A 25,016-nucleotide genomic window follows, 5' to 3' on the forward strand; every position below is an offset into this window, starting at 1 on the left:
AGATGTGTATAAGAGACAGCGCCTAGCCACTACGCCCTATCTTATTGAAATTAAAGATATGAGCTATTGGTCCAAGTAATTCACTGCAAACCAAGTACAAATCGTGACATTGACACTAGGTTTCTTATTTTTACTAATTAAAAATAACTTTACATATAGACATCACAAATAGTTGACCACCGTTAAGACTAGGATATTCATCTTCATAAAAAGTAAAATATGGATATCGAAACGTGAACAATATAAATATTAATCAATGTTTAACTCTACGAAATACCTTTAACAATACAAAGAAAAAAAGCTTCAATAAATCGACCTTAGCCAAAGCGATTTTACCTCTTTTCACCGCCACTTTAATTGCAGGTTGTGGCAGTGATAATAACAGCGACACAGATACTGGTAATAGTGGTTTGTATCCAGCTGCAGAAAACGAAGTGGTTATTTACTACAAACGTGATATTGCAGCTTCAAGCACATCAGGCTCGACTTATGACGGTTGGGGGCTGCATTTATGGAATGGTGAAGGCTGCACCAGCACAGACCTAGAAGCGATGGGATTAAGTGCAACAGGTACAGATTGGAACAGCCCATACGAATACGATGGTATTAGCGATACTTACGGCGCTTACTATGTATTGAAAGTCGATCCAGACGCTTCTGACCCACACCGATGCATGAACTTTATCTTGCACAACGGAGATGAGAAAGCCTTTGGTAGCGCAAACTCAAAAGTAGAACTGGATAAACTTGGTGAATCTCAGGGAGTATTTGGTTTCCATGGCAGTAGCGAGTTGTACTACGAACCTATCTCAGAACGACCTGTAAATATTGATGGTCAAAAAGCACATTGGCTTGATGCAACGACCATAGGTTGGGAAGCGGCTGGCAATGCAGACTCCGTAAAGCTCTTCTATGCATTAGATAACAGCATCTCAATGAATGATGACAAAGAGATTGTCGGTGGCACTGCAATTGAACTGAGCAAAGATGGCGAGCTATCCTCTGAATTAAAAGAACGTTTCCGCCACCTAGCAAGTTTACCAGCAGTCGCGATTGACGTTGATGACACTACACTACGCACGATTTTGAAATCTCAGATCATTGTTGTAGCCTACAATGCCAATGGCGATGTTATTTCTTCAACCGAGATTCAGAAACCAGGCGTGCTTGACGCGGTATTTGCTAGTGAAGATACCGGTAATGCAATGGGTGAAGAACTCGGTGCTATTATCGACGGCAGCGCAGCTACCTTTAAACTATGGGCTCCTACAGCCCAAGATGTTGAGCTAGTCTTATACAGTGAAGATCTAAAAAGTTCACAAGTCATCCCAATGACGGAAAGTACTGAGACAGGCATCTGGGCAACAGAATCGGTGTCTAACGCCGTTAACATGTACTACCGCTACCAAGTGAAAGTTTACCATCCAACCACTGGCAATATCGAAACTCGCCTTGTAACGGACCCTTACTCACTGAGTTTGTCGAAGAACTCAGCATACTCTCAAGTCATCGACCTGAATGATTCTTCCTTGATGCCAGAAGGCTGGGTTGGCTACGAACGACCAACCGTAAAGAAAGACGAAGATCATGTACTTTACGAATCTCACCTGCGTGACTTTAGCTTCAACGACAAACTCGGCACAGCGAGCCTAAATGGAAAATACCTAGCACTCACAGAAGCCGATCGTGAGTCGGTCAAACATCTTCAAGCGCTGAAAGATGCAGGTTTGACGACGTTGCATATCTTGCCAGCTTTCGATATCGCCACCGTTGATGAAGATGAAGCAAGCCGCGTCGATATTACCGATACCGTTGGGAAACTGTGTGATGTAAAACCTGCCGCTGCCTTATGTGGTAATGAAGATGAAAACAGAGTTATCGAAGACGTACTCGACAGCTATGACCCTTCAACGGGCGACGCCCAAGCGTTAATGAACGACTTACGCATGCTCGACAGCTTCAACTGGGGTTACGACCCATTCCATTACACGGTTCCTGAAGGAAGCTACGCAACGGATCCAAACGGATCAAAGCGTATTCTAGAATTCCGTCAAATGGTTAAGGCCACGCACGACATGGAACTCAAGCTGATTATGGACGTGGTGTACAACCACACCAACGCATCTGGGGTGAATGATAAGTCGGTACTAGATAAGATTGTCCCTGGATACTACCACCGTCTTAACGTCAACACAGGTGGCGTAGAAAACTCGACTTGTTGTGACAATACTGCGACTGAAAACCTAATGATGGGTAAATTGATGGTCGACTCACTCAAGGTGTGGGCTGACGACTACAAAGTCGATGGTTTCCGTTTTGACTTAATGGGCCACCAGCCAAAAGACGTGATGGTCGAAGCGCTGGAAGAAGTGCGCAAAATCGACCCGAATACCCTGTTCTACGGTGAGGGTTGGGATTTTGGCGAAGTAGCCGATAATGCACGCTTCGATCAAGCAAACCAGATCAACATGGCGGGCACTGAGATCGGCACATTCTCGGATCGACTGCGTGACGCTGTACGTGGCGGTAGCCCGTTTGATGGCGGCGTCGACTCAGAAGGTAACCACCCACTCCGCTTCAACCAAGGTTTCGGTAACGCTGCGATTGCCAATGAAGAAACCAAAGTTGATCAAGACTCCATCAACGGTCGCTTACACAACCAAGATCTTGTTCGCTTAGGCATGGCAGGTAACCTCGCTGACTACGTGCTGATCGATTACAAAGGCGATACCAAGCTAGGTAAAAACGTCGACTACAACGGTGCACCTGCGGGTTACACCAAGATGCCTTCAGAGAACATCTCCTACGTTTCAAAACACGATAACCAAACACTTTGGGACAACAACGCTTACAAGATCGCCACTGGTACTAGCTCTGCAGATCGTGCTCGAATGCAGTCTGTATCACTCTCTACCGTGATGTTGGGTCAAGGTATTCCATTCATCCACATGGGTTCTGAACTGCTTCGTTCTAAGTCGATGCAGCGCGATTCTTATGACTCTGGTGATTGGTACAACCGCGTAATGTTTGATGGTACTGGTAACAACTGGAACGTTGGCTTACCACGTGAAGACAAAGATGGTGCGAACTGGGATCTGATCAAGACTATCATTGCTGACCCAGCAGCTAAACCAGACGAAGACGACATTGAACTGACTAAGCAGCAATTCCTAGAGCTATTAAAAATCCGTAGCTCAAGTGAACTGTTCCGCTTAGACACTGCAGACGAAGTCATGAAGCGAGTCGATTTCCGTAACGTTGGCGAAGACCAAATCGAAGGGCTGATTGTGATGTCTATCGATGATGGCGTATCAGCAGGCGAAGACCTTGACCCTGCCAATGACGCCATTGTCGCAGTTGTAAACTCAACCAATGAATCTCAATCGTTCAAAATCTCAGGAGCAACAGGCTTCGCGCTTCACGATGTTCAACAAAACTCAGCGGATGACATAGTGAAAGGCGCAAGCTTTGCTAATGAATCATTCACTGTTCCAGCACTAACCACCGCTGTGTTTGTACAAGCACAAAACGGTGCACAAGGCGCTGGTTTGCCGGTTGATAACTCAGACAAGGATGTATCTAGCATTCCTCCGTACGGTCAAACTACCGTGTACGTGCGTGGTGATATGAATGGTTGGAACCCTGTTGATGATTGGGCGATGAGCTTTGTTGCTAATGGGGTTTATTCTGTAACAGGCAACTTAGACGCGGGTAGCTATGGCTTCAAGTTTGCGGATGCTGATTGGAAAACACCTAACTTTGGTTGCGATTCTGTAGAGCTTGCAAGCGGGTCAATCGATATTGGCACAGGTGGCAATTGCCAATTGAGCGTAACGGAAGCGGGCAGCTACACCTTCACTTTGAATGCGATTCACGAGCTTGACGACAATGTAGACAAAGCTGTAGTATCTGTAACTAAGAATTAAGCTCCAAGCTTAGGTTCAAGTAACAGATAATAAAACAAGCGAAAGCTAGCCTTTGGGAGACGTCAGTCTCCCTTTTTTGTACCCAATAAACGCCAACCTAAGAAAGCCTTCTCCTAACACACATAAGTCACATTCAACCTTTAGTGATTGAGGAACCTTGTTGGCACTTGGTGAATAAGAAGGCTTCTTTTTATTCACTTTCGGTTGCAGTTCCTGTATCCAGGATAAGCTTTCTTGAATCAAGTACATGAAATAGAGAAATAAGAGATGCTGTCTAGGCCAACGCCTACTTAATAGTAATCACGGATCCAAATGACATTGACCTCGTTAATCAGCTAGAGCGTTAGTGAATATCTATAAGCTTGCGTCTTCGAATCTCAAATATTTAACTAATTAAAGTATTTCATTTATAGCTAGCAATAAAAAAGGACCCTATTAGGGTCCCCTCTCTTAAATCAGACTTTGTAATTGTATCAGTTACTTTTTATTAACTGCTTTTACAAAGACTTCTTGTGCGCCTTCAATGCCTAGTGCTTTCGCTTCGTCTAATAGACCCAAAGCTTTTGGAATATTGTCTGCTTCGACAGCGGCTTTGATTGCATTGTGGTAGTAAGTTTGTGTCTCTGGCTGAATCGCCTCAACCTTCGCTGCTGCTGGCTTAGCATTTGATTCACTGCTTGAACCGAACGAGAAGAAACCAACTCGATCAATCGCTACTTCTATTTTGCCAACGTTCGAGTTTGGAACTGGAATATCTTCAACTTCTGGTAGGTAGTTACCACGGCCTTCCGCGTCCAAACGAGCTGGGTGAATGACATCAGTAAAACCATCAAGGTCTGCTTGATCTGTATAGATAACTAAGTAAACCGACTGAGATGTGGTCGGCGGGTAGAAATCGTTTTCAGCAACAAGACGGTTGCCCAAATGTAACCTAGGCTTCGCGTATTCGAAGCTATCTTTACCGTAACGTTCTAACTCACGACCGTTCTTATCATAGATAACCGCATTAGGGACAAATGCAGTGTCGCCGATCATGCTTGTAATCTTAATAGAGTATTCACCGCGATCCGCCGGTAGCTCGATCGCGACTACAGGGCTATTTATACCCTGATAGTTCAAAATTTGGCTGTCTGGTGTTACATCGAAAATTGCCGAGCTCGGAAGCTTCATCGGGGCAAATTGAAGACCAGCAAGAGAGTTAACTTGTTCAGCTTGTGCCACTTGCACCTGCTCTACAACTTGTGCAGATTGACAACCAGCCAACGCAACACAGCCACTCAACATTAGAGCTTTAAAATACATAACTCTTCCTTCTTGTTATTTTTTTAAGAAATTTACTAACTTTAATTACCACAAAGAAAACTATTCACCTAGGGAACGATCCACTTAATCGTACATTCCTTAAAAAAATAGCCGACGCGAGCCGGCTATGAATTAGGACAGTTTAGGATTGGTTAAGCTAAGTGTTTACCACCAAGCTTCAGCTTGGATACCGAATACATATTCTGTATCGTCGCCGTTGAATGCATCTTTGTTTTCAGTATCTAGGATATAAGAGCCGTAAACGCGGATTTCAGGACGAGCCCAGAAGCTGTCACCCATAGCCCAAGCTTGAGCTACTGTGAATTTAGCGTTACCGAAGTCTTCTTTCGCTAGACCACCGTCAGCAATGCGCTCACCAGCGTTGTAGCCAGCTTCAAATACTGTGCGCATTGTGTCGTTCCACTTGTACATTGGACGAACTACAGCAGAGTACTGGTCGATGTCAAAAGTTTTGCCTGTCGCCTTATTAGAGTCGTCACCGTCGCCACCAATTTGACCACCGATATCGCTACCTGCTAGGTAAGCTAGTTGGTGACCCATTTCCCAAGATTCGCCAAGGTTCATTACACCCCAGTTAATTAGACGGAAACCAGATGCTTCGTTAAATGCTTCAGTACCACGTGCGTAGTAAGAACCAGAACCCCAGAAGTTTGCAGCTTGTACGCCGTAACCGTTAGTACCGTACTGAAGTACTGTCTGGTGGAAGCCGTTGCTCGTTCCTTGGTGTAAAATTGCAGAAGCTAGTAGGCCGTCGTCAGCAGACTCGCTCGCGTTATCTGAATCAGTTGCGAAGTTGTACGCTAGTGCTAATTCTAGAGATGCATCTTGCCATAGGCCGATGTTCGCTAGACGAGCATCAAAGATGTAGCCAGTTGAATCGTCAGTCGCGCCATCTTGGATTAGTGCAACAGATAGCTTTTGGTCACCGATTGAAATGTTTTCAACACCACCACCAGTACCAGATGTGTTTAGGAAATAGAAGTCAGTGATGTGGATGTCTTTACGTTGGTAGTATGTTTTACCAGCCCAAAGAGTCGCTTCTTGGTCGAAAGATAGAACGCCCTTCGCTTTAACTGCGAACTGAGCAACGTTAAAATCAGAATCTTCCCAACCATTTGCGCCTGGTGCACCAGAAGCAATCATTGACTCAACGCGCCACGTTTGCTCACCAGTTTTTAGTTCTTCAGCTAGGCCAAACTCAGAGTAGTTGTCATTTTCGTTACCTAGACGACCAATACCGTTTTTGTTAACTGATACATCACCATTACCGTTGCCGCTGATACCAGTACCAGCACGCATGTAACCATTAAAGTCAACAGCGAACGCAGAGCCAGCAGCTAGCGTAGTCGCCACTGCAGCAGCAATCAAACTTACTTTTTTCATTCTTAACTCCATTAAGGACGATTTATTTTAGGTTTTTATATTTTGCTCTCTTGCGGCAACCAAAGGCAGTTATGGTAGTCGTAAGATAGAGAGGTTTAGGGTTTCCCCTGATTCGTTTCAACGGGGTCAATATTAAGAGGGGATGACAAGTTTGACTTCCTCCACCCCCAACTAAATTAAGGGGGACTAGAGGGGAGTAGAAAATATACAGAATGGTATTTTAAAGAGGTAGATCACTTAATCTAGGAGGAGTAGACAGCACGAAGATCTAATTATTCAGCATAAGTGAGATCTACTTCAAATATATAATTTGAACTTCATCGATCAATTATTTTTTTAACCGTAATTAATCTGTGAAGTTGCTTGACCTTACTGTGACAAAGCCTTTTACTAATAGTTCACTGATGTTGATAAACGAACAAGAAATCAAGCAATGACTAGAACGCTCGCTCGCCCTTATCCGCTAGGCGCAACGCTAGGTAACACTGGCTGCAACTTCTCTATTTATTCTCCTGACTGTAAATCTCTTTCACTCGCTCTTTTTGATGAGAACGAGGAGTTCACAACTTATAAATTGGACAATGAATACGCTGATATTCGATATGTATTTATCGAAGGTATTAAAGCGGGGCAAAAATACGGATTCATTGCAGAAACAGCTAATGGTCCAATATTACTTTCTGACCCTTATGCTAAAGCGATAAGTGAGCCGCTCCACTACACCACGCCTTATAGTAATGAGAAAAGCTTTACGATGGCGAAATGTGTCGTTGTTGATGATACCTTCGACTGGCAAGGCGTCGAAAAGCCACGAATTAGCCGTGAAGAAACCGTTCTGTTTGAAACGCATGTTAAAGGCTTGTCTCAACTTCACCCTGAAGTCGCGGCCAACACTAAAGGCCGTTACCTGGGGTTAGTGAGCCCTGAAATGCTTGCGTTCTACAAACAACAAAACATCAACTCTCTACAACTTTTGCCCATTGCGGCTTGCATGCACGAACCCCACCTGCTTGATATGGGTAAAGTGAATTACTGGGGCTACAACCCATATTTGTTTATGGTACCCGACCCTCGCTATGCAGAGAAAGACGCCGTAACTGAGCTCAAAACTGCGATTCGTGAACTGCACCGCAACGGTATCGAAGTGATCTTAGATGTGGTGTACAACCACACAGCAGAAGGCGGCGAAGGTGGCACAACCTTTAACTTAAAGGCACTAGATAGCCGAACTTACATCAAGCACGGCTGCCATTATGCAAACTTCACAGGCTGTGGAAACACAGTCGACCTTACCCACCAGCCAGCACTCAACCTAGTCATGGACACGCTTCGTTACTGGGTAAGCGAATTCCAAGTCGACGGCTTCCGTTTTGACTTGGCAGCCACACTGGGGCGCGAAGGTGACAACTACAACCCTGAGGCTGCTTTCTTTAAAGCCGTCGCTCAAGACCCTGTACTTAAAGAAACTAAGTTAATTGCAGAGCCGTGGGATATTGGCCCTAATGGTTATCAGGTGGGTAATTTCCCACTTGGTTGGAATGAATGTAATGACAAGCTGAGAGACATCACACGTAGTTTCTGGCGCGGTGATCAGGGTTACCTAAAAGAGTTTGCTACACGCCTAATGGGATCTCGTGATATCTACAGTGCAGCGCACTGGCCTTACAAACTCACCGTTAACTACATCACTTACCATGATGGCTTCACCATGCAAGACCTTGTCTCGTACAAGCACAAGCACAATGAAGAAAATGGTGAGAATAACCGCGATGGGCATGGTGATAACCGTTCTGAAAACTACGGTGTAGAGGGTGAAACCGAAAACCTCTTGGTTATCGCGACTCGTGAAAAGCAGAAACGTAACTTCATGGCGAGCCTGCTGTTTGCTTTCGGTATTCCACACATTCTGACAGCAGACGTGTTATCTCATACTCAAAAGGGTAACAATAACGCTTACTGCCAAGATAGTGAGACGAGTTGGCTGAACTGGGAAGATTCAGAGCGCAAGACCTACTTCAAAACTTGGCTGTCAGAGATGATCGCCGCACGTCAGCAATACATGGTGCCTTTTATCCAGGCGTTCAGCGGCGAAAAACGTAACTCTAATCGCATCTTCTGGAGCCGTGTCGATGGCACGCTGATGGAGCATGATGATTGGAACCGTTTAAGCTCAGTAGCACTGCATCTTGGTATTGGTAAAGATGGCGATGAGCTGATTTATCTGATCAACCAAACCAACGCCCCAGCGCGTTTCAGCTTACCCAATGACCGTGAACAAAACTGGGTGACGATATGTGATACCAACCTGAGAAACGTAAAGCCAGGTCATGCCGAAGGGGAATTGCTGCTATCACCAACATCGATGGCGATTTTGCACTATTCGCCAAACAAAACTGAGTTAAGTGAAAGTTAAGCCCAGTCAATAAAAAAGCAAAAACCATAAAAGCCAGTTATATTTTTAACTGGCTTTTTTGTTAGCTGAATATCACAAAATTCATTCTTTTATATGGAATCATTTGCATTGATGTGATTGATAAAACTGTTTAGTATGGCCGTACTATAAAAATGAATCTATCACGTCTTTGGATATCATGGCTTTACCTAAAACACTTATTCGGCTTTTTAAACCATACATAATCTTATTAACCGGAGGAATGCTTTACCTCGCAGCAGCTCAATTAGAAAAAGTAGAGACCGCAGCAACCAACCAATCAGCATCAAACATTCGCATCGCAAGCGCGACTATTCGTTCCAACATCGAGGCCGTATTCGGCAAACTCTATTTCTTAGAAACCAGTCTAGGCTTACCCAACACCACCGACTTTAGCGACCAAAAGTTTCGTGAACTCAGTGATAATATTCTAAAAAGAACGCCAAACTTCTCCGATATCATCCGATACCAACCCAACTCCCAACATTACGTCTCCACCCGTGGCCTTCCTCTTTCCAATGAACAAATCGCCACAATACAATGGCATTCAATAGACGGTGTTGTAGAAGATTTTTACATCTCTTCCGTTTACCAAAAAGCCGATGGACGATGGGTTTTCGCCGTTAAACACACTGCAGAAAAGCTCAACGAAGAAATCTGGATTGAGTTTGATTTAATGCATACCACGCAAGGTTTAAGAGATTTAAAAACGCTTAATAATGGCTATGTATTTGTTGTAGACAGAGCAACAGAGCGACTGGTATTCCACCCGGATCCACAGCGTATCGGTTCTAAGTCCATCAGCTTCCATGCAGGGATCAGCCACCAACTATCTCAAGGTGAATTGGCGGGCAAACATGAATACTACTATCAAGATAACTTCAAAATATCGGTATTTGATGCAGACAACAGCTTAAATTGGGTGTTCATTGCGGGCACTGATCGCCATGACATCTTAACCAGCTCACATCAATTTACGTTGACGGGCTTAGTACTGGGCTCACTCCTGCTATTGTGGATTGGTGCCAACTATCTGGCTTATCGTTTAAACGTCTCTTTGTCTCAACTCAACAAAGTGGAAGACCTTGCGAGTTTTAAGCGCAAACTGAAATCAATTTTAGATAACTTTACCTACCACAAAGGTATTCAATTCTGTCTCTACCAACCAGAGAACCACTCATTCAGTACACTTGATTATCATGGAAACAAATCGACAGTGCATTGTGATAAATCGCTCTCTGAACGTTTTGTCGCAAACGCCATGGTTTATCGAAATGGTAAGGACGCCGATCCTCTCGCACGCAAACTAAAAATAGACCAACGTCACTACTGCATTCCTTTGTACTCACGTCAGCAATTGATTGCTGTGTTGTATGTGAATGCGCGCTTGCCGATCAGCCAGAGTATTCTGCGTATGATCAGAGATTACACCGAAGTCTCACTGTCTAACTTACTGCTTGAGCACCAGTTGAGTAGCAAGGACTTGATGACACAATTAGACAACAAAAGTAGCTTTAATATTGCACTGGAAAACTACGCCAACCAGCCTGAAACCTATATCGCTCTACTCGATATCGATAATTTTGACCACGTGAACCGTGCTTATGGTGAAGCTGTGGGTGACAAGATGATCAAGCTGACAGCAGAAGCACTACGCTCGTACTTTCCGAAGCCTAAAGGACTATGCCTTGCTCGTGTTGGAGGCAAAGAGTTCGCAGTATTATTTAAAGCAAACGGCGCCAACGACGCCAAGCTCCAACTAGACCAGTGCCGAATTGGCGTAGCAGAGAAAACTATTGTGACGCCAGACATCAGCCTCTCTTTAGGCGTGAGTGTCGGCTTTTCACAAATAGAGGGAGAGCCAGATACAGCTCTAGCACTGGCGGAGCAAGCAAAGCTGATTGCTCAACAGCTTGGAAAGAATCGAGTTGAAGGCCACATCAGGGCAGTTGCTAAAGCATCATAGGCTATAGCTAACGCACTCATATCGCACCGTTTGGTATGATACCGATAACAACAAAGCACCTAGGATTCATACCCTAGGTGCTTTTGTTTTTATGGAAAGTCATTACAATGCGCGTTCAACAAGACAATACCTCATTTCTAACGACACGAGCCTTATGAAGCTAAGTAACCGACTGCAAACTCTCCATTCCCTTGTCAGCAATGACTACCAACATATTTGGGACTGTTGTTGTGATCACGGTTTCTTGGGTGTCCAACTGTTGGCGGATAACAAAGCGCCTCACATTCACTTTGTCGATATTGTCCCGTCTCTGATGAATGAACTGGAAGGCAAGCTAACACGTTACTTTCCCCAAGATAATTCAGAGCAACAAACGGTTACCAGCCAATGGCAAGTCTACTGCATGGATGTCGCCGCTATCCCGCTTGAGAAACATACTGGCAAACACCTGGTGATTATTGCGGGCGTCGGTGGCGATCTTACTCAAAAGCTCGTAGATGATATTCATCGCCAACACCCAGACAAAACGATCGATTTCTTACTCTGCCCTGTCCATCAGCAATTCGAGTTGAGAAGCCACTTACAATCGCTCAAATTTGGTCTTATTGATGAAGTGTTGATTGAAGAGAATCGCCGCTACTACGAAATTTTATTGGTCAGTAATAACCGAGGCGAAAGAGAAAATACTTCAACAGCAAGCGAGATTTCAAACGTCGGCGATAAGATCTGGACTCCAAACAGCGATGAGCAGATTAAAGTATCACAGCAATACAAAGCCAAAACACTGCAGCACTACTTGCGTACCCACCAAGGCCAGGAGAAACAAGGTAAACCTAGCCAAGTAAAGCATATTATTGATGCTTACCAGGCGGTTAAGCCATAGTAAGTACTAACTTAATGGTTTGAATATTAAGAAAGTCAAATTAATAAAAAAGCCGATAGTTCAATGAACTATCGGCTCTTTTAATGCTATCGATTCAGTTTCAGCTTACTGTTCTTGTTTCTTATAAGCCACATCAGGCTCGTCAACTGTCTCAACCTCAGAAGGCTTATCAACCCCATAGACCGTATCAAGGTAGGCATCTTTCTCTTTCCAAGTGTTGTTTAACCAGCTATGGAAGCGACGTTTAAATGCCTTGTCTTCAAAGTAATTACCATTCACGTTCTCATCCATTGGATGCAATTTAATACGCACAACGACCTTCGTCATTTTGCCCTTCAGCATATCTTCAAACGGAGAGGTTTGGTTTTCAGGGTAAGCTAGCGTCACATCCACTATGCCATCTAAGATTGGGCCCATTGCAGATAAAGCAAACGCCACGCCACCAGTTTTTGGCTTCAGTAGGTGACGGTAAGGGGTTTTCGCTGACGCCAGTTTATCGTGGTTTGCACGAGTCCCTTCAACAAAGTTAACCAATGTTGTCGGTGCTAATTTAAACTTAGTACACGCTTTGTTGATTGCATTGAAGTCATCATTACGGCGTTCTGGGTTACGTAATAGGAACTCACGAGAGTGGCGTCTCATGAATGGCATATCTAAGCCCCAACACGCCAAGCCAACAAATGGTACGTACAACAATTCATGTTTCAAGAAGTACTTCGTCATCGGCATTTTGTCTTTTAGGATTGAAGAAAAAATCACAATATCTGCCCAGCTTAGGTGGTTAGACATCATCAAATACCACTGCTTGGTCGAAATATCTTCCCCCCCTTCCACTTGCCATTCGATATCGTTATTGGCGTTCAACATCCATAAATTAAGAGAAGCCCAGCACCAGAATGTGAAGTTAGCTAAGCGAGTGCATAATTTTTGAACGACAGAAATTGGCAAAATCAGTTTGATTAGGGCAAACAGGCTCACAGCCAATGCGGTGAATGCAGTATTAATGGTCACGAACAATACGTTCAAGGCCATACGAAGATTATCAAGCATAAAACACAGTTATATTGAGAACGAAAGCCGCCATTATACGCATCTATAAATTATTCTCTTCAGTAATTGATTGAATATCCTAGGGGTCAAACCACTCAACCTATGCTAACGATGTTCAACCAGCTAAAGCCTATTAAAACGAAACCAAAAACACACAGATAAGTCATTTAGACACCATCGGCATGTTGTCTTTTTGACAACATTCGATCCAATAACCACCCTCCAAACCAGTATTGATAAGCATTCTCATCATTGGCATGGTACATGCAACTCTAAAGTGTAAATAGTTGAGTATCCTTAATGAGATAACTTCTCTTCTTAAAGGTGGATGATATGACAGATATTCCTCATGGTTTGGTCACAGGTAAAGTCCTAAACAAGACAGAATGGACAGATCAATTGTTCTCACTCCAAGTCAGTGCACCTGTCTCTTCTTATCAAGCAGGTCAGTTTACTAAGCTTGGCTTGCTCAATAACGAAGGTGAGTTCGTGAGACGTGCTTATTCGATGGTGAATGCACCAGAGCATGAGCAAGGCCATCAACATCTAGAATTTTTGATTATTAAGGATCAGAACGGTCAGCTCTCGCCTCAACTTCACGAATTGCAAGCTGGCGATGACATCTTTGTCGGGAAAGACCCAAGTGGTTTTATGACATTAGATGAGATCCCAGAGATCACAGACGATCTATGGATGCTTTCAACCGGAACCGCGGTAGGCCCGTTTATCTCAATGCTTGAGAGCATGCAGATACAACAGAATGAGTTGGCTTCAGACAAAGCCTCTTCATTCAAAAATCTGGTTCTGGTGCATGCCGTAAGAACAGAGCAAGACCTCACTTATCGAGATCGTATCACTCAACTCGTTGATCACTTTCAAGGGAGACTTAAATATGTGCCAATTATTTCTAGAGAATCAGTTACCGGAACTTTGCGCGGACGAATCCCAAGTTTGTTACTTGGAGGCGACCTCGAGCAAGCCACGTCTGTCACTTTCAATCAAACCCGCAGTTTCTTCTACCTTTGCGGCAATCCGCAAATGGTTCGTGACACAAGTGACGCGCTAACCAGTTTAGGTTTCGAAAAGCATCTACGCCGAAAGCCTGGTCAATTCAGCAGTGAAAATTACTGGTAAAGATAGGCCACCTAAAACACCGAAGTACCTATTTCAAAGAACAGTTAAAGTTAAATAAGAGGTTTTATATGAGTCATTTACGTATTCCTTCTCACTGGAAAATTCAACGTTCAACACCGTTTTTCACTAAGGACAACATCCCAGCAGCACTACTCAATCATCACAATACAGCTGAAGGTGTCTTTGGTCAGATCTGCGTAATGGAAGGCACAGTGACCTTCTATGGTTTTGCTGATGCAGAAGCAACAGAACCAGAAACCATTATCACTATCGAAGCAGGGCAATTTGCCACCAGTCCACCTCAATATTGGCACCGAGTAGAGCTGAGTGACGACGCACAATTCAACATTAACTTCTGGTCAGAAAAAGAGACCAAGAAGATGTTCAACACTCGAAAGTAATATCTATTCGATATTGATGAACTTATAAGCAAGCTACATCGTAATGTGATTTTTGATGTTCAGTAAATAACAGCAAGAGACCAAATAACCATAGTAATTACAATGACTAATGGTGATAGACAAGAGAAAAAAACTCTAGCACACTGAACGAAGTTGTTAGGCCGTGTTGACCTTTCGAGCTGATTTTTGCAGCGAGTTGCTGGGTATTTATACAAGGCAGAGGCGTCGATATGTAGCTAGCCTACATGAGAAGCCGATAACGCAGTAGAAATGACCAGCAAACGCTGCCCGAAGGGTTCGAGCTGGGCGCCCCCGCAAAAAGCGTTTTACTCTTTGTTGAGGGGGATTTACTTAGAGTGACTAGGCTACTTCCCCCTCGCCGCGATTAAAACGCTTTTATCTCGAACAAAATTTAACCACGAAAGGTCAACACGCCCTAGCTTTTACCCCTTATCAAATAAACATAATTGGGGTATTCATTTTTTAGGTAAGAGAGGAAGCCATGCTCAACATTGCTTTTTTTAGCTCAAAATCATACGACGAAAAATCATTCAACCTTGCGAAAGGCGAACTCAACGCTGAGTTTCATTTCCATGATTTTCGCCTCACCACGACTACAGCCAAAATGGCGCACGACAACGAAGTGGTTTGTGCATTTGTAAACGACGACCTATCGCGAGAAGTGCTAGAGATTCTTGCACAAGGCGGTACAAAGCTGATTTCAATGCGCTGTGCTGGCTTTGACAAGGTCGACCTAGACGCAGCTAAAGAGCTTGGCTTGCAAGTGGTGCGCGTTCCTGCGTATTCACCAGAGTCTGTAGCAGAGCACACTGTCGGTATGATGATGTGTTTGAACCGTAAGCTTCACAAGGCATACCAACGCACTCGTGATGCAAACTTCTCTCTAGAAGGCTTGGTTGGTTTCAACTTTTACGGCAAAACTGTGGGTGTGATTGGTTCAGGTAAAATTGGCCTAGCAACGATGCGTATTCTAAAAGGCTTGGGCATGAACATCCTATGTTACGACCCATACCCAAACCCACTAGCCGTTGAGCTAGGCGCTAAATATGTAGAGCTAGACGAGCTTTACAAAAAGTCTGATGTGATTTCTCTGCACTGCCCAATGAGCAAAGAGAACTACCACCTATTAGACGCGACTGCATTTGAGAAAATGAAAGATGGCGTGATGATCGTCAACACCAGCCGTGGTGAACTACTGGATTCAACGGCTGCTATCGAAGCGCTTAAACAAAGTAAGATTGGCGCGCTTGGTCTTGATGTGTATGACAATGAGAAAGAGCTGTTCTTCCAAGACAAATCAAATGACGTGATTGTTGATGACGTATTCCGTCGCTTATCTGCATGTCATAACGTGCTGTTCACTGGCCACCAAGCTTTCTTGACCAAAGATGCTCTGTTCAACATTGCCAATACAACACTAACCAGTGTTGACGCTTTTTTTGCAGGCAACACAAGCGGCAATGAGCTTGTTCAATAACGGACTGAGTTAAAAACAAACTCGCTCTACAAATATAAAGCCACGCTACCCCTAGTGAACAGCGTGGCTTTTTGGTTTATGCCTGTATCGTAAACAGAACTAGATGCAGAAGTGGCAGTCCTCGATATCTAAGCCATAGGTGCCTTTTCTAATCGCCAGATGCTCCTCCCCTGCCTTCAGGCCCATCTCATAACCTGCATCTAAGATGCTTTGATCCATGGTGAGTCGCTTAACTGCGAACGTTTCCGGTGGCGCAATCACCTTGATAGTCGCATCTTTTGGAGGGTTACGAATGAACTCCAAAGATTGGTTATAGTTTTCGGCACGCACCGCCATCGACTCTGCAATGTTAGGGAATTTCTTTAACAGCTTTTTCAGCATCCATTGATACTTCTGCGGCTTCATTCGGTAGCTCAGTGGGTGAGAAAGAATCACGGTAATATCGCGCGCTCCACGGCGATAAGCTTCACGAACCGGAATCGAATCGGCTACACCGCCATCGGTATAACAGCCACCAGAGAAACACGGAGTTTCACGGTAAGCGATAGGTAAAGCCGTTGTTGCTTCAACCACGTTCGAGAGGTTTTCTGGCTTGATGTGATAATAGTCTGCACTACCTGTGTCGACATTAGTCACCGCGGCAATCAGTGGAATGCTTGAAAATAGCTCTCCACAATCCAGTGGGTAACGTTGATTTGATTCATTCCATAACCACTTCACGTCAACCAAGTTACCACCTTTAGCGAAGCGGGCTGGGCTAAAGAAAGTTTTATCGGTCGCCATCGTGGTAATCACACTGTAGCTACGTTTTGGCGCCTGAGATAAGTAACCAACCAGATTAGACACACCCGCAGATACACCAATCGCAAAATCATAAGGACGAAAATCGTCTTGCATAAAGGCGTCTAATACTCCGGCTGCAAAGATGCCTCTCATTGCCCCACCTTCAACGATTAATGCACTTTTACTCATCTCAAACTCTACTACTTTATAAACTGATAGCCGTAGGATAATCCCACCCAAATCATAAAGATAATGGGCATAATTTATTACTTCGATAGGGAAAAACTATCGTTAGGTAATTGTCTAAGATTCAATAGTTTACTTATACCAATGATATAAAAAAAGCCATTGAGTATTTAACTCAACGGCCTTCCATTTAACTAAATCAAGCTTATTGATTACGAATTAAATTCGCTTACATCGATTTCAAGCAACTTACCAATGCCTTCACCGTATGCTGGATCGGCTTTGTAACAGTGTCTCAAGTGACGCAGTTGAATCTCTTTAGGCACGCCGCCTAGGTTACGAGCTGTGTTATCAAACAGAATCGCTTGTTGTTCTGCAGTCATTAAGCGGAACAGATCACCCGGTTGTGAGAAGTAATCTTCATCTTCACGGTGGTCCCAGTGTGCTGCCGCACCATCAAGGTTTAATGCTGGCTCTGCAAAGTCTGGTTGCTCTGCCCATTGGCCTTCATTGTTTGGCTCATAGCCTAGTGTGCTACCAAAGTTACCATCAACACGCATTGCACCATCACGGTGGTAACTGTGTACAGGACAACGAGGTGCGTTCACTGGAATATGCTGATGGTTAACACCCAAACGGTAGCGCTGCGCATCACCGTAAGCAAACAGGCGACCTTGCAGCATCTTGTCTGGTGAGAAGCTGATACCCGGAACCACGTTTGCAGGGTTGAATGCAGACTGCTCAACTTCAGCGAAGAAGTTTTGCGGGTTACGGTTAAGCTCTAGCTCACCCACTTCAATCAATGGGTAGTCTGCATGTGGCCAGATCTTAGTTAGATCGAATGGGTTGTAAGGTACTTTCGCTGCATCCGCTTCTGGCATCACTTGAACTTTAAGTGTCCATTTCGGGAAGTCTTGGTTATCGATACTTTCTAGCAGATCACGTTGGTGACTTTCACGATCTTCGCCGATCAGCTTCGCTGCTTCAGCATCCGACAAGTTCTTAATACCTTGCTGAGATTTGAAGTGGAATTTAACCCAGAAACGCTCATTATCACTGTTGATAAAGCTAAATGTGTGACTACCAAAACCGTGCATGTGGCGGTAAGTCGCAGGGATACCACGATCACTCATTACGATAGTGATTTGGTGAAGCGCTTCAGGTAGAGAAGTCCAGAAATCCCAGTTGTTCTTCGCGCTACGCATGTTAGTTCGTGGGTCGCGTTTCACCGCGTGGTTTAGGTCTGGGAATTTAAGAGGATCACGTAAGAAGAACACAGGCGTGTTGTTACCCACCATGTCCCAGTTACCTTCTTCAGTATAGAATTTCAATGCAAAACCACGGATATCACGCTCTGCGTCAGCCGCGCCACGCTCGCCCGCTACTGTCGTAAAACGTGCAAATAAGTCGGTTTTCTTGCCAACTTCAGAGAACAGTTTTGCCTTGGTGTATTTGGTAATATCGTGGGTCACGGTAAATGTACCGTAAGCACCTGAGCCTTTTGCGTGCATGCGACGCTCTGGAATCACTTCACGATCAAAGTGAGCCAATTTCTCTAAAAACCAAACATCTTGTAGAAGCTGTGGGCCACGTTTGCCCGCCGTTTGAACATTCTGGTTATGAGCAACAGGACAACCCGCAGCTGTAGTTAGTTTTTTACTCATGGTCTATTCCTTAAGGTAAAAGATATCGCATCGTTGCCATATCTTAGATTTAAGTGGATTCAATACTTTAAAAACCACTAAAATAATATGGATAAAGAATAGACCTGAGTGAGCAGAAAATATAATCGTTTATATTTATCGTTGCTATCTATAAAACCTATCGAACAGGTGAGTTAACTAAGCCTTTGTATCACCGAACTTTATTTAAGAATTGCACGACCTAACTTCAGCGTCGAAGCTATATTTCTTGCCGTTCTAGTTAAGTTCAATTCAGCTTCTCGTAGTACTTGCTCGAGTGACTGTGGAGAGCGCACAGTCCCGAACAAACTGCTCATTTCACCATAAAGCGCTTCGACTTCAGTGCCCAGTGATCCGGCAATACCTATGGTTGGAATACCTTGTAAACTTGCACGCTTGGCAATGCCATAAGGTGTTTTGCCTTGCAGGGTTTGGTTGTCCATTTGTCCTTCGCCCGTTATCACAAGGTCGGCACCTTTCAATATCTCATCAGCTTGTAATACATCAAGCACCATCTCAATGCCCGGTTTAATCTGCATGTTGAATAGCAAACTCATCCCCATCGGTGTGCCACCAGCAGCGCCATAACCAGCAAGGCTGTGAACGGGTTCATCGCCACTAACACAACCCTGCGTTTCAGCGATTTGAGCAAAATTCGCAAGCGCCTTATCCAGCATCACAACTTGTTCTGAGGTTGCTCCCTTTTGTGGGCCGAAGATATGACTAGCACCATTATCACCGCATAACGGATTATCAACATCACATGCGACAATCAATTCAATATCCGTACAGCGCGAATCTATGTCAGCTAAATCAATAGAAGCTAACTCCGATAACGCGGCACCACCTCGGCTGAGCTCTTGCCCTGTACTATTGAGTAACTTCCCCCCTAACGCTTGAACAATCCCCGCGCCGCCATCGTTGGTTGCACTGCCGCCCAAGCCTAGAATGATCGTTTGAGCGCCCTGCTGCATCGCTTCTAAAATGAGCTGACCTGTACCGTATGAAGAAGCCACCAGAGGATCACGCCGCTCTGGCGTTAGTAAATCTAAACCGGACGCCGCCGCGATCTCAATCAGTGCCGTTTTTTTCGAGGTTCGTGCGGATGGCTCAAGTATCGCCCATTCTGCATTTACAAGTTCACCCAACGGCCCTTCAACCTGCGTTACTCGCTTTTTCCCTGCTAAACCTTGTAGCAAAACATCAACCGTACCCTCACCACCATCGGCCAAAGGCAAGGTCACGTAATCCGCGTCGGGGAAGACTTCACGAAAACCTTGTTCAATACACGCCGCCACCGATACAGCCGATAAAGATTCTTTAAACGAGTCTGGTGCAATAACTATTTTCATAAAAGCTGACTCCAACACTTAACGAAGATCTACCAACAATAATTCCAACACAACAAAACCACTATATAGAAGAGAGGCCAACTGTGCGTATTTCCCTCTCTGAATTTGACCGCTCCCTCAGATTTCAACACCACTATTTTATATTCAGTAAAGTTACGGTTTGCTCAAATTCCATAATTTGACAAGTTTATTCCCACTAAATTATCGAATTTCATTCGATTTAGTCTTGGAAACCTGATCCTGGGCACGCTTTTTGTTCCGCATTATGGAATTAGAGAATCTTTTTGTTTCATTTTTTAACTCGTTAACAGTTATTAGAGAAAAACTTAATAAGAAAATAAAGCGCCACTTTGCTCACAGTATTAATTTGGAATCTCAACAATAATTCATTCCGCATTATGGAATTTACATTATCGGAGAACAGAGATGCCTTTAGTATCCACTGAAAAACTACAACAAGAATATGAACGAATCCTACTAGCTCGAGACATGAAACCAGAGATGGCGACCAAGCTTGCCGCAGGTTTTGTTGAGATGGCTAATGAGGGTACTTATTCGCACGGCATCAACCGTTTCCCAGTGTTCATTGACCAAGTAGACAAAGGTCAAATCAAGCTTAACGCAGAGCCTGAATGTGTGAACAGCATGGGTGCACTTGAGCAATGGGATTGTAATTTTGGCCCTGGCGTACTGAACGGTCTTATCTGTGCTGAACGTGCAATGGAACTGGCTCGTGACTACGGTATCGGCATGGTGGGTATGCGCAACTCGAACCACTGGATGCGTGGCGGTGCATACGTTCTGAAAATGGCTCGTGAAGGCTTTGCAGGTATCGCATCAACAAACTCTATTGCAGTAATGCCAGCTTGGGGTGGTAAAGATCACCGTGTTGGTTCTAACCCTCTGATCATGGCGATCGCAGGCGATCCACCAGTCGTGGTTGACTGCTCAATGACACAATTCTCATACGGACAACTGCAAAACTTCGTACTTGCAGACAAAGAACTTCCTGTTGTGGGTGGCTTCGACAACGAAGGCAACCTCACCAAAGACCCACACGTACTTTGGGAAAACAAACGTCTACTGCCAATGGGTTTCTGGAAAGGCTCTTCAATGGCAATCGTGCTAGACATGATGCTAACCGCAATCACTGGTGGTAACTCAGTTCCAGCACTAACAGAAGACATGGGCGGCGAATTCGGCGTTTCACAATTCCTTATCGCGATTGACCTAAGCAAAACAATGGGTGAAGGCCAATACGCACAAGAAATGAAGCGCATCCGTGACTACGTACTGGCATCAGAGCCAGCAGAAACAGGTTCAGTAATGATTGCAGGTTCTGAAATTCAGAACTTCATCGACAAGCACGCAGCGGCTGGCGGTATTGAAATCAACGATGGAATCTGGGACCAAATTACGTCTCTGTAATTAGCCTGAGGTGGGGAAAGCTTTATGCAAAGTGTATTTAAGAGTATTTGGAAAAGTATCGACGTCATCATGGCCGTTATTCTGACTTGTATGATTGTACTGGTCTTCACAAACGTAGTGCTGCGTTACGGCTTTTCCTCTGGTCTTCGTCCCTCTGTAGAACTATCTCGCCTTGGTCTTGTATGGATTGTGATGCTCGGTGCAGCCGTTGTGCTGCGCCGAGGTGAGCACCTCGCTGTTGCGGAATTCTCTGAACGACTTTTCCCTAAAGCAGTGCCCGTACTAAGACGAATTTGTTGGGTGGTAGTACTGGTTTCAGTCGGCATGCTTTACATCGGTTCATACCGTCAAATGATGTCCAACTGGTCAGATATTTCTCAACTTACAGGGCTTCCTTCAGCATTATTTTATTTAGCTGGCGTGGTGTCAGGCGTGTTAATGGGTGTGATTGCGTTTGTTCGAATCTTCAACCCTGACTGGCAACTAGATAGCTTAGAAGAGGAGAAAGAATAATGACGTTAGCCATTTTCTTATCGGTATTGATTGTCTCAATCTTACTTGGTCTTCCCGTTGCGTTTGCACTGCTATTGTCTTCAATGGCACTGATGCTGCACATGGATTTCTTTAGTGCGGACATTCTTGCGCAGTCTTTAATTAATGGTGTCGACAGCTTTACGCTACTCGCAATCCCATTCTTCCTAATTGCTGGTGAAGTAATGGCGTCGGGCGGCTTGTCACAACGTATTGTTCGACTAGCGACTACGTATGTTGGTCACCGCCAAGGTGGCTTAGGTTACGTAGCCATCATGACTTCGGTTCTACTTGCCGGCCTTTCAGGCTCAGCGGTAGCAGATGCAGCTGCATTGGTAAGTATCCTTTATCCAATGATGAAAGCCGCTAAATACCCTGAAGCACCATCAATGGGTCTGCTCGCTTCAGGCGGCATCATCGCCCCGGTTATCCCACCTTCAATTCCACTTATCTTAGTCGGTGTTGCTGGCGGTATTTCAATTAAAAACCTTTTCCTAGGCGGTATTGTTCCTGGCCTATTGATGGGTATGACATTGATGTTCGTGTGGCGCATGACGGTTCGCAAAGAGAACTTAGCAACCTCTGAGCGCGCAACAAAAGCAGAAAAACGCGCAGCACTTAAAGATGGTATCTGGGCTCTATGCTTGCCTGTCATCATCATTGTGGGTATCCGCTTCGGCATCTTTACCCCAACAGAGGCGGCGGTTGTCGCAGCAGCGTACGCAATCTTCATCTCAACGTTTGTTTATAAAGAACTAACGCTAAAGAGCTTCTACCACATTGTGCTTAATGCCGGCCGCTCTACAGCAATGGTTATGTTCTTGGTTGGCTGTGCCATGGTGGCAGCTTGGCTAATTACTGTTGCTCAATTGCCACAACAGCTTGCTGAAATGTTAGGTCCACTAGTCGATAGCCCTCGACTACTAATGGCCGTAATTATGCTGCTTGTTCTGTGTGTTGGCATGGTGATGGATTTAAGCCCGACCATTCTAATTCTGGTTCCGCTACTGATGCCTGTTATCAAAATGGCTGGAATCGACCCAACTTACTTTGGCCTGTTGTTCGTTATCAACTGTTCAATTGGTCTGATTACGCCTCCAGTAGGCACCGTACTGAACGTAGTGTGTGGTGTAGCTCGAGTGCCAATGTCGACTGCTGTGAAAGGCGTACTACCCTTCATTGCTGCATACATGGCCCTACTCACACTGTTTGTCATCTTCCCTAGCATTATCACTGTGCCAATGTCGTATGTCATTGGTTAATCCTCGACGGAGAAAATAATAATGAAAACCCTACTAAAAATGACTCTACTTGCTTCAACCATCGCGATGAGCGCTAACACGTTTGCTGCAACAACTCTAAAGCTTGCACACGCTGCACCTGAGTCTGACCTGCAACAAGATCTATCTCTTTTCTTTAAGAAAGAAGTAGAAGCTCGTTCAAATGGCGAAATCAAAGTCAACGTATACCCTCAAGGTCAGCTAGGCAGTGATAAGCAGATGATCGACGGTTCTCGTGCTGGCATCGTTGATTTAACGATGGTTGGTTTGAACAACTACAACGGCCTAATGCCTGAATCAGCAGCGTTCACTCTGCCGTTCATGTTCCCAGATCGCCAAACGGCATACAAAGTACTGGACGGTGAACCGGGTAAAGAAGTGCTAACTAACTTCGAGAAATTCGGTCTGAAAGGTCTTGGTTTCCCAGAGAACGGTTACCGCAACATGACCAACAACGAAAAACCTATTCGTGTTCCTTCTGATGTTGAAGGTCTGCAAATGCGTGTAAACGGCTCTAAAGCACTGAACGATATGTTCAACGAGCTAGGTGCTAACCCACAACAGCTACCAGTTTCTGAACTATACACAGCACTTGAAACGGGCGTTGTTGATTCACAGGACCACCCAATTCCAGTAACGCTGTCGTTCAAGTTTGACGAAGTACAAAAGTACCTAAGCCTGACACAGCACGCTTACTCACCGTTAGTTCTGACAATGAACCTACGCAAGTTCAACAAGCTAAGTGCTGAAGAACAAAAAATCATCGAAGAAGTATCGGCTGAAGCAGTCGCAATGCAACGTAAGCTAAGCGTTGAGAAAGAAGAACAAATGATTTCTCAGCTTGAAGCGAACGGTATGCAAGTTAACCGCGACGTTGATGGCAAAGCCTTCCAAGAAGCGATTCAACCAGTATGGAACGCATACATTGAGAAAAACGGTGATGTGATGATCAACAAGATCAAGGTTGCAGCTAAGTAAACCTAAAGCACATCAATCGATGAAGGCTGCCCAGCCTATCCACTGAGGCAGCCTTAATTTCCATCCTTCTGACTTCTACTTATTGAACATTGGCAAATCACTATGTACCAAGAATTAAAAGAACGCGTTCTCGCAGCTAACTTACAACTTCCTAAATACGGCCTTGTGACTTTCACTTGGGGCAACGTCTCTGAAATCGACCGCGAACGTGGTGTCATTGCGATTAAACCTTCTGGTGTTGAATACGATGTAATGACGGCAAACGATATTGTAGTTGTCGACCTTGAAGGCAACCGTATTGAAGGGACAATGAACCCATCTAGCGATACCGCAACTCACATTGAACTCTACAAAGCGTTTCCATCAATTGGCGGCATTGTTCATACGCACTCTCGCAACGCGACGATTTGGGCTCAAGCAGGCCGAGATATTCCAGCACTAGGTACCACACATGCTGACTACTTCTACGGCGATGTACCTTGTACCCGACTCCTTACCAAAGCAGAAATTGAATCTGAATACGAGAAAAACACAGGTCTTGTGATCATCGAAGAGTTCAACCAACGCGATATTGATCCACAAGCAATGCCAGGCGCAATCATTGCCGGTCACGCACCGTTTACTTGGGGTAAAGATGGTTCAGATGCTGTCCACAACGCTGTTGTGATGGAAGAGATTGCAGCAATGGCAACCGCAACTCGCTCAATCAGCCCAGAAGTCGCGATTCAACCAGAACTGCTTGATAAGCACTACAACCGTAAACACGGCAAGAACTCATACTACGGACAGAAGTAAGGCCTC

The 25,016-nt window shown here is 44.7% G+C and carries 18 protein-coding genes; 12 read left to right on the forward strand and 6 right to left on the reverse strand.

Features of this window, described 5'->3' with window-relative positions:
* The first annotated feature begins 233 nt into the window (after positions 1–233).
* A complete protein-coding gene (gene pulA, locus F0228_RS19840; RefSeq protein ID WP_171762676.1) occupies positions 234–3,926 on the forward strand; it encodes a pullulanase-type alpha-1,6-glucosidase in 3,693 nt (1,230 codons plus the stop codon).
* A gap of 477 nt (positions 3,927–4,403) precedes the next feature.
* Here pulA and F0228_RS19845 read toward each other — a convergent pair whose 3' ends face one another.
* Positions 4,404–5,228: a MalM family protein gene (locus F0228_RS19845; protein WP_171762677.1), complete on the reverse strand. Its 825-nt coding sequence runs from the start codon at positions 5,226–5,228 to the stop codon at positions 4,404–4,406.
* A 165-nt stretch (positions 5,229–5,393) separates the two neighbouring features.
* Positions 5,394–6,632 carry a maltoporin LamB gene (lamB, locus tag F0228_RS19850; RefSeq protein ID WP_171762678.1) on the reverse strand — a complete coding sequence of 413 codons (1,239 nt, stop codon included), beginning with the start codon at positions 6,630–6,632 and terminating at the stop codon, positions 5,394–5,396.
* Positions 6,633–7,065: 433 nt separating this feature from the next.
* Here lamB and glgX point away from each other — a divergent pair, with 433 nt between their 5' ends.
* From glgX to F0228_RS19865, 3 genes are all read left to right on the forward strand, one after another.
* The gene (gene glgX, locus F0228_RS19855; protein WP_171762679.1) at positions 7,066–9,045 is read left to right on the forward strand and encodes a glycogen debranching protein GlgX; all 1,980 of its coding nucleotides are present in this window, start codon (positions 7,066–7,068) and stop codon (positions 9,043–9,045) included.
* 241 nt (positions 9,046–9,286) lie between these two features.
* Positions 9,287–11,029: a diguanylate cyclase gene (locus F0228_RS19860; RefSeq protein ID WP_171762680.1), complete on the forward strand. Its 1,743-nt coding sequence runs from the start codon at positions 9,287–9,289 to the stop codon at positions 11,027–11,029.
* Positions 11,030–11,183: 154 nt separating this feature from the next.
* Positions 11,184–11,912: a tRNA (adenine(22)-N(1))-methyltransferase TrmK gene (locus tag F0228_RS19865; protein ID WP_171762709.1), complete on the forward strand. Its 729-nt coding sequence runs from the start codon at positions 11,184–11,186 to the stop codon at positions 11,910–11,912.
* Positions 11,913–12,017: 105 nt separating this feature from the next.
* On the opposite strand, the gene F0228_RS19870 is transcribed toward F0228_RS19865, so the two are convergent.
* Positions 12,018–12,962 carry an acyltransferase gene (locus F0228_RS19870; RefSeq protein WP_171762681.1) on the reverse strand — a complete coding sequence of 315 codons (945 nt, stop codon included), beginning with the start codon at positions 12,960–12,962 and terminating at the stop codon, positions 12,018–12,020.
* 333 nt (positions 12,963–13,295) lie between these two features.
* Here F0228_RS19870 and F0228_RS19875 point away from each other — a divergent pair, with 333 nt between their 5' ends.
* From F0228_RS19875 to F0228_RS19885, 3 genes are all read left to right on the forward strand, one after another.
* Positions 13,296–14,096: a ferredoxin--NADP reductase gene (locus tag F0228_RS19875; protein WP_171762682.1), complete on the forward strand. Its 801-nt coding sequence runs from the start codon at positions 13,296–13,298 to the stop codon at positions 14,094–14,096.
* 68 nt (positions 14,097–14,164) lie between these two features.
* On the forward strand, positions 14,165–14,497 hold the full coding sequence (locus F0228_RS19880) for a DUF1971 domain-containing protein (protein ID WP_171762683.1): 333 nt from the start codon (positions 14,165–14,167) through the stop codon (positions 14,495–14,497).
* A gap of 502 nt (positions 14,498–14,999) precedes the next feature.
* A complete protein-coding gene (locus F0228_RS19885; RefSeq protein ID WP_171762684.1) occupies positions 15,000–15,995 on the forward strand; it encodes a 2-hydroxyacid dehydrogenase in 996 nt (331 codons plus the stop codon).
* 99 nt (positions 15,996–16,094) lie between these two features.
* Here F0228_RS19885 and F0228_RS19890 read toward each other — a convergent pair whose 3' ends face one another.
* From F0228_RS19890 to F0228_RS19900, 3 genes are all read right to left on the reverse strand, one after another.
* Positions 16,095–16,967, reverse strand: coding sequence for a patatin family protein (locus F0228_RS19890; RefSeq protein ID WP_171762685.1), 873 nt, complete (start codon positions 16,965–16,967; stop codon positions 16,095–16,097).
* 209 nt (positions 16,968–17,176) lie between these two features.
* Positions 17,177–18,628 carry a catalase gene (locus F0228_RS19895; RefSeq protein ID WP_171762686.1) on the reverse strand — a complete coding sequence of 484 codons (1,452 nt, stop codon included), beginning with the start codon at positions 18,626–18,628 and terminating at the stop codon, positions 17,177–17,179.
* 200 nt (positions 18,629–18,828) lie between these two features.
* On the reverse strand, positions 18,829–19,998 hold the full coding sequence (locus F0228_RS19900; RefSeq protein ID WP_171762687.1) for a glycerate kinase: 1,170 nt from the start codon (positions 19,996–19,998) through the stop codon (positions 18,829–18,831).
* Positions 19,999–20,424: 426 nt separating this feature from the next.
* Here F0228_RS19900 and yiaK point away from each other — a divergent pair, with 426 nt between their 5' ends.
* From yiaK to F0228_RS19925, 5 genes are all read left to right on the forward strand, one after another.
* Complete coding sequence (yiaK, locus tag F0228_RS19905; protein ID WP_061032110.1) at positions 20,425–21,426, forward strand: 3-dehydro-L-gulonate 2-dehydrogenase; 1,002 nt, start codon at positions 20,425–20,427, stop codon at positions 21,424–21,426.
* A 24-nt stretch (positions 21,427–21,450) separates the two neighbouring features.
* Positions 21,451–21,939, forward strand: coding sequence for a TRAP transporter small permease (locus F0228_RS19910; RefSeq protein WP_116871241.1), 489 nt, complete (start codon positions 21,451–21,453; stop codon positions 21,937–21,939).
* The gene (locus F0228_RS19915; RefSeq protein ID WP_171762688.1) at positions 21,939–23,219 is read left to right on the forward strand and encodes a TRAP transporter large permease subunit; all 1,281 of its coding nucleotides are present in this window, start codon (positions 21,939–21,941) and stop codon (positions 23,217–23,219) included. Before F0228_RS19910 ends, F0228_RS19915 begins: the two co-directional genes overlap by 1 nt.
* 21 nt (positions 23,220–23,240) lie before the next feature.
* Complete coding sequence (locus F0228_RS19920; protein ID WP_061032107.1) at positions 23,241–24,215, forward strand: DctP family TRAP transporter solute-binding subunit; 975 nt, start codon at positions 23,241–23,243, stop codon at positions 24,213–24,215.
* A gap of 102 nt (positions 24,216–24,317) precedes the next feature.
* The gene (locus F0228_RS19925; RefSeq protein WP_171762689.1) at positions 24,318–25,010 is read left to right on the forward strand and encodes an L-ribulose-5-phosphate 4-epimerase; all 693 of its coding nucleotides are present in this window, start codon (positions 24,318–24,320) and stop codon (positions 25,008–25,010) included.
* The last annotated feature ends 6 nt before the right edge of the window (positions 25,011–25,016 follow it).

The sequence above is a fragment of the Vibrio sp. 99K-1 genome (assembly GCF_013114585.1).
Lineage (GTDB): Bacteria > Pseudomonadota > Gammaproteobacteria > Enterobacterales > Vibrionaceae > Vibrio > Vibrio chagasii_B.